Genomic DNA, 10,742 nt, shown 5'->3' on the forward strand with positions numbered 1-10,742 from the left:
TGGAGTAAGGTTATGGCTTCGCAAAAAGAGGCTTAAAGGCCCTGTGGTGTGAAGCCAAGTGCTAGAGACGCACATATTTTTATAGAGGACATTATGCGTATTATTCTTTTAGGGCCACCGGGAGCGGGTAAAGGCACGCAGGCGACTTTCATTAAAGACAATTTTTCAATTCCACAAATTTCAACAGGCGATATGTTGCGCGCGGCAGTTAAAGCGGGTACACCATTGGGTGTTGAAGCTAAAAAAGTCATGGATGCAGGGCAATTGGTATCGGATGATTTGATTATCAATTTGGTTAAAGAGCGTTTGACTGAGGCGGATTGCAAAGAAGGTTACTTATTTGATGGTTTTCCACGTACCATACCGCAAGCCGATGCCATGAAAGACGCCCATGTTGCAATTGATTATGTGCTGGAAATAGATGTACCCGCTGAAGAAATCATCTTGCGCATGAGTGGTCGTCGCGTGCACGAGCCATCTGGACGTACCTATCACGTTGTATTTAATCCACCTAAAGTTGAAGGTAAAGACGATGTCACGGGTGAGGATTTAATAATTCGTGCGGATGATGTTGAAGAAACCGTGCGTAAGCGTTTAGACGTGTACCAACAACAAACGCGTCCACTGGTTGATTATTATGGTCAATGGGCGCAAAGTGGCGATGCCCGTGCGCCAAAATACCGAAAAGTGTCTGGACTTGGTGCGGTCGAGGAGATTCGCGCACGAATTTTAGATGCTTTGAAATAACTTGTAAAACATAAATCGAATACTCAACTGCCCCAGTCCTTCGGCTGGGGCTTGTCTTGTTAAATCGTATATTTAAAAATTATGAACCCTGAAGAAATCAAACTTGAAACTGTCATCTCGAATGATGAAGCAGAACACAACTATGGACACATCAAAAGCTTTGTCCATCGCAAAGGTCATTTTTCAGAAGCCCAGCGGCGGGCATATGAGACCCTGATGCCAAAGTATGGCTTGACCTACCAAAAAGAATTAAAAAATCTTGAAGATTGGGCGGAGGTATTTGGCAATAATAATCCAATCGTGCTCGAAATTGGTTGCGGCATGGGTGAGACAACAGCCAAGATTGCCCTGCAAAATCCACATATCAACTACGTCGGGGTTGAAGTGTTTACCTCGGGTGTGGGCGCATTGCTGAAACGAATTGACGAGCATCAACTCACTAATTTACGAGTGATACAGCATGATGCGGTTGAGATTGTCCGTGACATGGTTGCGCCTGACACGTTGTCTGGTGTTCATGTTTTTTTCCCCGATCCTTGGCATAAAGCCCGTCATCATAAGCGTCGCTTGATACAACCCCCTTTTGTTCACGAATTGGCCAAACGCTTGAGAAGCGATGGTTATATTCATTGTGCAACCGATTGGGAAAATTATGCTGAACAAATGTTGTCTGTTTTATCATCCGAATCTTTGTTGATAAATTATACCAAAGAGAATACTTTTATTCCTCGACCCGAATCTCGTCCTCTTACCAAATATGAAAATCGTGGCAATAGGTTGGGTCATGGTGTATGGGATATACTTTTCTTAAAAAATACGATATAATTTCAAGATAAAGTATTTATCTTGAAAAGGTGTCAAAATGAATAAGCACGATATGATGCGTAAAATACGTACCCAGTTTGGCTTTACTTTGCTTGAGTTGCTGGTCGTGATTGCAGTCATAGGTGTTTTGGCGAGTTTGGCCGTGCCACGTATGCAAAACCAATTGAATAAAGCGAAGTTTATCGATGTGATTAATGCAACAGGGCCATATAAAACTGCTGTCGAAATGTGTTTTTTGAAAACGAATGCCTTGACTGCGTGCGACAGCGGAAATGCGAATGGTTATGTTCCGCCAGCTTTGGGGGCAAATGGCAACGTACAAAGTGTATCTGTATCACCCAATGGTGCGATTACGGCAACAGGTGCCTCTCTTTTTGATGCCAGCGGAAAGGATGCCAATGGCGCGTCAATTTCAACGCCTCAAACCTATGTTTTGACTCCAACACAAAACAGCAATGGTTTAACATGGGGTGTTTCTGGTACTTGTGTGGCGAGCAATTTGTGCGATACGAAGTAATAATCTTTTGAAAAATATACAGAACACAAATAAAAAACCAGCTTGAAAAGCTGGTTTTTTATTTTATTTGTCGCACACATGAGCTTGATGGTTCCACGCGCCACCAGCGTCTAAACATTGGTCTATTTGGTAATTGTCATACAGCCAACGTCCAAAAACCATCATTAAAAAAATAATAAACGTGATGATAAATAAGGTTTTACGACTCATTTTCTAAGGCCTTTCACTTTTATTTTCAGTTTAAGATTTCAATTAAACCGTCTAAACCCATATGGTTAAAGCTAATCATGGCCTTCTCTTGCACGCGTGGCTTGGCGTGGTAGGCGACTGATAAACCACTGATGCTCATCATGGCCAAGTCATTTGCGCCGTCTCCCATGCAAATGGCACTACTGCACGGGGTATTTAAGGCCTCGCAATAAGCTTGTACTGTCGCTGCTTTGACATCTGCATTGACGATGGTGTTGGTGACACGTCCTGTGATTTTACCGTTGATAATCTCAAGCTCGTTTGAGCGTGCATGGGTTAAATTCAGACGTTGTTTGATTGCATCGGTAAAAAAACTAAAACCACCCGACACCAGTAAAGTTTCTAAGCCGTGAGCATGGGCTCGCTTTACCAATCGCTCCGCCCCTGGGTTGAGTTGTAAGCGCTCGTCTAATACGCGCTGCAGTACATCTGCATCAGTATCAGCTAAAATGGCCAAGCGACGACGTAGGCTCTCGTTAAAGTCTGTAATCTCTCCTCGCATAGCCGCTTCAGTGATGGCCGCAACTTCAGTTTTTTTTCCGCATAAATCAGCTATTTCATCAATGCACTCAATATTGATAACTGTTGAGTCCATATCCATGGCCAACAGTTTAAATTGTTGCCAATTGTAATCTCGCTCAAGCAAGGCAATGTCAATCCCTGCTGCTTGTGCCGTATTTTTTAATTGGATGCTGCTTTTGGGGTCGAACAACGTGTTTTCAAGTTTAAAGCACGTGGCACTGACACGACGCAACTCGCCTGGCAGCTGATGAACCAAAGAGTGGACAAGTTCATCGGTTAATTTAGAAGGGTGTTGGAAAACAATTTTCATAATAGAATGATATGAGTTATTGGAGTGTGCTGGGTGATGGTGTGGGGCGTTTTCCGATTGATTTTGTTTGTGGTTCAGCATCCTCTTCCCCTTCGCGAGTCCAATAAAAACGGTCAGGGATTTTTTTGCCCATGCCCATTTTTATGCCTTTTTTGAGAGTTTGCCAAGTAAATTCTAAGGCCTCGCCGACAGCCTGAGGGGTGGGTTGGCTGTGTGCAATTAAGGCCGTAATCGCTGCGGATAAGGTGGTATTTGCACCTAAAAAAGAGTCCGTTAGGCGTGATGTTGTGTCTGAGCGAAGTAAGCCGTCCGCATGAAACAATTGATGCACAACTTGAGGGTCGGGGGCGTAAGCATCGGTCAACAATACAAATTCGCAACCCATGCCCAGAATGGCCTGTGCGTGCGCGCGACTAACAGCGTCAGGCGCATGTTGTTTCAGGTTGGAAAAATCATGCTTGATTTCAGCCAGTTGAGCAAGCAATGGCTTTTGTGTGATTAGCAAATGAGTGTTCGGTATGATGAGCTCATGAATGGCACGTAAAATTTCATCGGCGTCGTTTTCTTCATCGTCATCGGCCACCAAAATTGAAGGAGCCAGTATCACAGGTAATTGCGGATAATCAGAGATGATTTCAGCAATCACTCGCACCATATTGATGTCGGGCAAAACGCCAATTTTAATGGCGTGAATTACTGAATCTTCAAGCAAAGTTCGAGCTTGGTCATCAATCCAATCCGCATCTAATGGACAAACCGCATCCAGTTGAGAGAAGTCGCCCGTCAGTAAAGCGGTCGGAACAGTAAACGCAGATGTTTCTAAGCTGGCGCAAGTGACTACGTCACCTGCAATGCCTGCTCCGCCAGTAGGGTCGTGTGCGTTAAAACTCAAAACGATGGGATAGCTCATGATTGATAAGTTAACTGTTAATATGGTTGAAAATTAGGTACAAAGCCTTATCTATTCAAAAGGCAGCAATATGGTAATATTGTACCTGTTTGTGGTGTGCGCATGCGCATTTGAGTTAAGTTTGAGTAAAAAGGAAAAACATGAAAACGTGGATATGTTTAATTTGTGGCTGGGTATACGATGAAGAAACAGGCTCACCTGAAGACGGTATCCCTGCGGGCACAAAATGGGAAGACGTGCCGATGAATTGGACGTGTCCAGAGTGTGGCGCACGCAAAGAAGATTTTGAAATGATGGAAATATAATTCAGGCCTTTAAAACGTGACGTGAAACAACGCTAATATGGCTAATAGATTGTTTTACTTGATTTCTTTGTTGAAATTCTTTAGAATATACCCTCTTTTCGCAATGGTGCGTTAAGAGGGTTTTAATTTTAAGGAATTATTCATGTACGCAGTCATAAAAACTGGCGGTAAGCAATATCGCGTTATCGCTGGCCAAAAATTGAAAATAGAACAGATCGCTGCTGACGTTGGACAACAAATTACCTTGAACGAAGTCTTAGCCGTGGGTACGGGTGAAGGCTTGGTTGTGGGTACGCCGTTGGTGTCAGGTGCTTCTGTCGTCGCAAAAGTATTGTCGCAAGGTCGCCACGACAAAGTACGCATTTTCAAAATGCGCCGTCGTAAACACTACCAAAAGCGCCAAGGTCACCGTCAAAACTACACTGAAATCGTTATCGAAACAGTTAATGCTTAATTGTCGATTCTAAAGATTCGTTTTTAACGGTACAAATCAAATACGCTGGTTCGCATCAGGCGGGCTGGGTTTAGAAATTATGTAAAGGATGTCATCATGGCACAAAAGAAGGGCGGCGGCTCTACGCGAAATGGTCGTGAATCAGAATCGAAACGCTTGGGCGTGAAGATGTACGGCGGCGAACACATTGTTCCAGGCAACATCATCATTCGCCAACGTGGTACAGAGTACCATGCAGGTGAAGGCGTGGGTATGGGCAAGGACCACACTTTATTCGCATTGGTTGAAGGTAAGGTTCAGTTCTCAATCAAGGGCGCGCAAAAACGCCGCACAGTCAGTATCGTGTCTTAATCGATGTGATATGTGAAAAAAAAGCCCCAAGTTTGGGGCTTTTTTTGTGGGTAAATGGTTGAGCGCGGTATAATTGGACAACACGGAAGACCGTCTATTAAGGAAAAGATATGAAATTTATTGACGAAGCAAATATTGAAGTCATCGCAGGCAACGGTGGTAAAGGCGTGGCGAGTTTTCGTCGAGAAAAAAATAAACCAGACGGAGGTCCAGATGGTGGCGATGGCGGCAATGGCGGTAGCGTGTTTGCGCAAGCGGACGACAACCTGAATACACTGATTGATTATCGTTATACCAAGAAATTTCTAGCACAACAAGGTGAAGCAGGCCGAGGTTCCGACTGTTATGGCAAGGGTGGGGACGACATCACCCTGAAACTACCTGTGGGTACAATGATTTATGATGGTGAATCGGGCGAGTTGTTGCACGATTTAGCCATTCATGGTGAGCGCGTTTTGCTCGCCAAAGGTGGTGAGGGCGGCTTGGGTAATATTCATTTTAAATCGTCGACCAACCGCACGCCTCGTCAATCTACGCCAGGAACAGCAGGCGAGCGTTTTGCTTTGCGTTTGGAACTCAAGGTCTTGGCCGATGTCGGGCTGTTGGGCATGCCGAATGCGGGTAAATCGACACTGATTACGGCGGTGTCCAATGCAAAGCCGAAAATTGCAGACTATCCTTTTACGACTTTGCATCCCAATTTGGGCGTGGTGCGCACGGGCATTGAGCGTAGCTTTGTGATTGCAGACATTCCCGGTGTGATTGAAGGCGCAGCAGACGGTGCGGGTTTGGGTCATCGGTTTTTGAAGCACTTGGCGCGTACGCGAGTTCTGCTGCATTTGGTTGATTTAGCCCCCATGCACGAAGGGATTGACCCTGTGCATGAAGCGAAGGCGATTGTTGAGGAATTACGCAAATATGACCCAAATTTGTATGAAAAACCACGTTGGTTGGTCTTGAACAAGTTGGATATGATTCCTGAAGATGAGCGTGCGGAACGTGTGGCCGAATTTGTGAAGTCATATGGCTGGGAAGGTAAAGTCTTTCAAGTCTCTGCGGCGACCCGAGAGGGCTGCGAGGAGTTGATGCGCGAGGTTCAAAATTTTGTCGACCAAGTAAAACTTGAAGAAGCACGGGCAAAAGAAGCACAGGCGTTAGCGGATAAAGCCGCACAAATTATTGCAGATCGAGAATCTCAGGCTCGGATGGAGCGCATTCGTGAGGAGAAAGCGGCAGCAGTAGCTGCGCGCTTGGATAAGCAAACCAATGATGAGATTGAGGATTAAGCATGATGGAGTGGAATCTGCCCGCTGACTTGGCGTCGGCGTCGGTTATAAAATCAGCGAAACGAGTCGTGGTTAAAGTGGGTAGCAGCTTAGTGACCAACGAGGGTCGAGGTTTGGACGAACAAGCGATTGCCAGTTGGGCGACACAAATCGCTTGCTTGCGTGCGCTGGGTAAAGAGGTGGTGTTGGTTTCCAGCGGTGCGATTGCTGAGGGCATGAAGCGTCTAGGCTGGAGTAAGCGACCGACCCATATTGATGAGTTGCAGGCAGCGGCTGCAGTAGGGCAAATGGGTCTGGCGCAGGTCTATGAAACTCAATTTGCGAAGCATCAACTGACGACCGCTCAGATTCTATTGACTCACGCCGATTTGGCGGATCGCGCACGTTATCTAAATGCCCGTTCAGCTATGTTTACGCTGCTGCGTTTGGGCGTGATACCGATTATTAATGAAAACGACACCGTGGTCACTGATGAAATTAAAGTAGGTGACAACGACACACTGGGTGCACTGGTCGCGAATTTAATTGAAGCGGATGTATTGGTGATTTTAACGGATCAAGCGGGACTGTACACCGCCGACCCACGCAAGCATTCAGATGCTCAATTGATTCAAACCGCTCCAGCTGGTTTGTTGCAGCTTGAACAGATGGCGGGAGGCGCAGGCAGCAACATTGGCACAGGCGGTATGTTGACCAAGGTTTTGGCTGCAAAACGAGCGATGAAAAGCGGTGCGCATACGGTGATTGCCAGCGGTCGCGAGCTTAATGTGTTGCCACGTTTAGCTGAAGGCGAGCGCATTGGCACGGAGCTTAAAGCGCAGGTGGCATTGCTCACTGCTCGTCAACAGTGGTTGGCTGACCATTTGCAGTTGCGCGGGCGTGTGGTGCTTGATGCAGGGGCTGTTCGCGCAGTCCAAGATGCTGGTAAAAGCGTATTGCCAATTGGAGTGTTGCGTGTAGAGGGTCTTTTCGACCGTGGCGATGTCGTGGCATGTGTGGATGAGCAGGGGCTAGAAATAGCCCGTGGTCTGGTTAATTACAGCAGCGGCGATGCGATGCGCATTGCCCGTCATGCGAGCGATACGTTTGGCGATTTATTGGGTCGTGATGCGGATGAAGCTGAGTTGATTCATCGAAATAACTTGGTGCGGGTCTAATGCATCCTTGGCACTCATCTGAAGAACGCGACGCATATTTCATGCGCTTGGCGCTGGTCGCAGCTCGACACGCCTACGACGCAGGCGAAGTCCCAGTAGGGGCGGTGGTGGTCTATCGAGATGAGGTGGTCGCAACAGGCTTTAATCAGCCTATAGCTTTGCACGATGCCAGTGCTCATGCGGAAATGCAAGCATTACGAGCCGCAGGTTTGACTTTGAAAAATTATCGACTACCTGAATGCGAGTTGTTTGTCACCTTAGAGCCTTGTTTAATGTGTGCAGGCGCAATGATGCACGCTCGTTTATCTAGGGTTGTATTCGCAACCCATGATTATAAAACTGGAGTAGCAGGTTCCGTGCTTGATGTGTTTGATAATGCACGTTTGAATCATCATGCACAGGTAACGGGCGGGGTCTTGGCACAAGAGGCGCGCGAATTGTTACAGCTTTTTTTTCGTGAGCGACGGCAATTGGCAAAAAAGCCTTGAGTGCCAAGTCATCACATTCATTTATTCAGCTTTTAGTTCACCGACTTTAAAAATAAAACAGCGAATCAAAAGATTCGCTGTTTTATTTTACGGAGCAGGTGGTTCAGAGGCTGCAGGTTTTGGTTTATCCACAGGAGGTCTGTATACAAACGGTGTCAACGGATCAGAGCCGTTTGGCTTCGGTTTGCTGACTTCTTTGACATCCGCTTCATTGACTTTTTCTGCTGCTTGGCGAGCCTCGCTATTCGCAGGAGGAATCGCGCGGCTGTCTACTTTTAACTCCTCAGGAGTTTGTTTGTCTACGCCTGTATCGGTCGTGGGGTCTGATGGTGTTGCGTTATCAGAACCATATTTTTCAAAATTATCAGAGTGAGCTTCCACTTTTTGCTTGTTGAGCGCGACTCTCATGTAGCTCATCCAGATAGGCAGTGCTAACGTACCACCAAACTCACTGGCACCCAGTGATTTTGGTTTGTCAAAGCCCATCCAAGCGATACCAACCAGTTTAGGGTGATAGCCGTTGAACCATGCGTCTACGGCGTCATTCGTCGTCCCTGTTTTACCTGCAATGTCATTGCGTCCCAAAGCCATTGCAGCACGTGCAGTCCCGCTACGTACGACACCGCGCATGAGCGAATCTGTCATGGCTGCATTTTTTTCTGTGATGACTCGGTTGGCGGGGTCGCCAGCTTTTTTCGGTTGGGCTTGCAAAATGATTGCGCCTGTGCGATCAATTACTTTACTGATGATATATGGGTTGACTTTGTATCCGCCGTTGGCAAATACGCCGTAAGCCCCCGCCATTTGCCAGCTGTTGACGCCAACCGCACCAAGCGCAACAGTTAGGTATTGGTCAATACGGTTCGCCTCAAAACCAAAGCGAGTGGCGTATTGACGGAAATAGTCATTGCCGATGCTTTGTAATAGTCGAATCGACACCATGTTGCGAGAGCCTGCCAACGCTTGACTTAGCGAAATCGGACCCAAATACCGTCCATCCGAGTTTTGCGGAGTCCAAGAGCCGATTTTAATTGGGCTGTCGTTAACAATGGAGCCGGGCGTCATGTTGTTTTTTTCCATCGCCGCTGAGTAAATAAAGGGCTTAATACCTGAACCCGGTTGACGGAAGCCTTGGGTGACATGGTTGAATTTGCTTAGATTGTAGTCAAAGCCGCCTACCAAGGCGCGAATAGCACCATCGGTGGTCGACATTGAAACAAAAGAAGCTTGTACTTCGGGCACTTGCGCAATGTGCCATGTGGCATCAGCCGCAGATTCAACGACGCGAATAACCGAGCCAGCTTTGATTGGGTTTTTGCTCGGGGCTTTCACATTCATGTTCACATTGATGTTCTCACCATCAGCTAGAACCGCTTTGACACTGCCACCACTGACACCTAAAACCACTGCAGCACGCATTTCGTCAAAATCATTATGCGAATCGAAAATTTTATCGAGGGCTTTGATTTGCTCTTCGGGTTTACTTGGTAAGGGGTAAGTGGCTTCTGGGCCACGGTAGCCTTTACGGCGATCATAGCTGACGATGGCGTTGCGCACGCCGTTGTATGCCGCAGTTTGTTCTTCGCTGTTGATGGTGGTGTAAACTTTCAAACCTTCGGTATAAGCCGCTTCTTTATAGCGGTCAAACATCAGCTGGCGCGCCATTTCCGCAACGTATTCGGCGTGTACTGCGTACTGTTGGCTGATTGAAGCTGTCTTTGTGTCAATGATGCGTACCACTTCATCTTTGGCTTTTTGGTAATCGGCTTGAGAAATTTTTCCAAGTTCAAACATCCGTTGCAAAATATACTGTTGGCGCGATTCGGCGTTGGTACGATTACGTATCGGATTGTTTGCGCTCGGAGCTTGTGGCAATGCCGCTAGCATAGCGGATTCTGCAATGGTTAGGTCTTTGATTTCTTTGCCAAAATAAATATCGGCTGCCGCAGCAAAACCATAAGCACGTTCGCCCAAATAGATGTGATTCATATACCGTTCTAAAATCTCATCTTTGGTCAAGTTTTGCTCGATTTTAACCGCCATCATGGCTTCGTATACTTTACGAGACAAGGTGCGTTCGTTGGTTAAAAAGAAGTTTTTTGCCAATTGTTGCGTGATGGTCGATGCACCTTGTGGTTCGCCAGGATGCAAAATATTGTTAATAATCGCTCGACCTAAACCGTAATAGTCCACGCCATGATGCTCATAAAACCGCGCATCTTCAATGGCTAAAATCGCATCTTTTAAGTGTTGAGGTGTGTCTTTAAATGAAGTGGGTTTGCGGCGTTCTGCACCGAATTCGCCAATCAGTTGTCCGTCTTCAGTAAATACCTGCATGGCCATGCGAGGTTTGTAATCTTTGAGCGAATCAACTGAAGGCAGGTTGGGCCAAGCCAAGGTCACAAAAATCGCGCCAACAATTGGCATAATAATGGCACTTAGCAGTCCAACGAGCATTAGACCTTTAACAATGCGTAGCCACAAAGGGCCTTTGACTTTGTTATTGGGTTGCTCGGTAGCGGGTTCGTTACTTGTTGTATTGGGTGTATTATCTAAGCTCATGTGAGTGTTTTTTTATGTGTAAAGTTAGGTCATGCAAACGTCGCTTATTGTATACTCGC

13 protein-coding genes are annotated in these 10,742 nt (G+C 46.5%); 9 read left to right on the forward strand and 4 right to left on the reverse strand.

The genetic code is table 11. The features are described 5' to 3' along the window. Nucleotides 1–93 precede the first annotated feature (93 nt). The 3 genes from adk (at nucleotide 94) to DFR44_RS11700 (ending at nucleotide 2,089) form a co-directional block, all read left to right on the forward strand. A complete protein-coding gene (gene adk, locus DFR44_RS00205; protein ID WP_133618693.1) occupies nucleotides 94–747 on the forward strand; it encodes an adenylate kinase in 654 nt (217 codons plus the stop codon). Between the two features lie 81 nt (nucleotides 748–828). Next, nucleotides 829–1,572: a tRNA (guanosine(46)-N7)-methyltransferase TrmB gene (gene trmB, locus DFR44_RS00210; RefSeq protein ID WP_133618694.1), complete on the forward strand. Its 744-nt coding sequence runs from the start codon at nucleotides 829–831 to the stop codon at nucleotides 1,570–1,572. 37 nt (nucleotides 1,573–1,609) lie between these two features. Next, nucleotides 1,610–2,089: a pilin gene (locus tag DFR44_RS11700; RefSeq protein ID WP_133618695.1), complete on the forward strand. Its 480-nt coding sequence runs from the start codon at nucleotides 1,610–1,612 to the stop codon at nucleotides 2,087–2,089. Nucleotides 2,090–2,152: 63 nt separating this feature from the next. Here DFR44_RS11700 and DFR44_RS11360 read toward each other — a convergent pair whose 3' ends face one another. From DFR44_RS11360 to thiD, 3 genes are read right to left on the reverse strand one after another with little or no spacing between them, the layout of a single operon-like run. Beyond that, nucleotides 2,153–2,299: a hypothetical protein gene (locus DFR44_RS11360; RefSeq protein WP_162845097.1), complete on the reverse strand. Its 147-nt coding sequence runs from the start codon at nucleotides 2,297–2,299 to the stop codon at nucleotides 2,153–2,155. A gap of 25 nt (nucleotides 2,300–2,324) precedes the next feature. Continuing rightward, nucleotides 2,325–3,170 (reverse strand): phosphoserine phosphatase SerB, encoded by an 846-nt coding sequence (serB, locus tag DFR44_RS00220; RefSeq protein ID WP_133618696.1) that lies wholly within the window; start codon nucleotides 3,168–3,170, stop codon nucleotides 2,325–2,327. 16 nt (nucleotides 3,171–3,186) lie between these two features. Further along, entirely contained in the window at nucleotides 3,187–4,080 is an 894-nt protein-coding gene (thiD, locus tag DFR44_RS00225; protein ID WP_133618697.1) for a bifunctional hydroxymethylpyrimidine kinase/phosphomethylpyrimidine kinase, read from the reverse strand. A 140-nt stretch (nucleotides 4,081–4,220) separates the two neighbouring features. Between thiD and DFR44_RS00230 the strand changes: the two genes are divergently transcribed. From DFR44_RS00230 to tadA, 6 genes are all read left to right on the forward strand, one after another. Beyond that, nucleotides 4,221–4,385, forward strand: a complete 165-nt coding sequence (locus tag DFR44_RS00230) for a rubredoxin (RefSeq protein WP_133618698.1) — start codon at nucleotides 4,221–4,223, stop codon at nucleotides 4,383–4,385. A gap of 142 nt (nucleotides 4,386–4,527) precedes the next feature. Next, the gene (rplU, locus tag DFR44_RS00235) at nucleotides 4,528–4,839 is read left to right on the forward strand and encodes a 50S ribosomal protein L21 (RefSeq protein ID WP_133618699.1); all 312 of its coding nucleotides are present in this window, start codon (nucleotides 4,528–4,530) and stop codon (nucleotides 4,837–4,839) included. 96 nt (nucleotides 4,840–4,935) lie between these two features. Then, on the forward strand, nucleotides 4,936–5,190 hold the full coding sequence (rpmA, locus tag DFR44_RS00240; protein WP_133618700.1) for a 50S ribosomal protein L27: 255 nt from the start codon (nucleotides 4,936–4,938) through the stop codon (nucleotides 5,188–5,190). Between the two features lie 110 nt (nucleotides 5,191–5,300). Beyond that, entirely contained in the window at nucleotides 5,301–6,476 is a 1,176-nt protein-coding gene (cgtA, locus tag DFR44_RS00245; protein ID WP_133618701.1) for an Obg family GTPase CgtA, read from the forward strand. A 29-nt stretch (nucleotides 6,477–6,505) separates the two neighbouring features. Continuing rightward, nucleotides 6,506–7,633 carry a glutamate 5-kinase gene (gene proB / locus DFR44_RS00250; protein ID WP_211336871.1) on the forward strand — a complete coding sequence of 376 codons (1,128 nt, stop codon included), beginning with the start codon at nucleotides 6,506–6,508 and terminating at the stop codon, nucleotides 7,631–7,633. Further along, complete coding sequence (gene tadA / locus DFR44_RS00255) at nucleotides 7,633–8,121, forward strand: tRNA adenosine(34) deaminase TadA (RefSeq protein ID WP_133618702.1); 489 nt, start codon at nucleotides 7,633–7,635, stop codon at nucleotides 8,119–8,121. The genes proB and tadA overlap by 1 nt, the downstream gene beginning before the upstream one ends. A gap of 87 nt (nucleotides 8,122–8,208) precedes the next feature. On the opposite strand, the gene DFR44_RS00260 is transcribed toward tadA, so the two are convergent. Beyond that, nucleotides 8,209–10,683: a PBP1A family penicillin-binding protein gene (locus DFR44_RS00260; protein WP_133618703.1), complete on the reverse strand. Its 2,475-nt coding sequence runs from the start codon at nucleotides 10,681–10,683 to the stop codon at nucleotides 8,209–8,211. Nucleotides 10,684–10,742 lie beyond the last annotated feature (59 nt).

The sequence above is a fragment of the Hydromonas duriensis genome (assembly GCF_004363775.1).
GTDB lineage: Bacteria > Pseudomonadota > Gammaproteobacteria > Burkholderiales > Burkholderiaceae > Hydromonas > Hydromonas duriensis.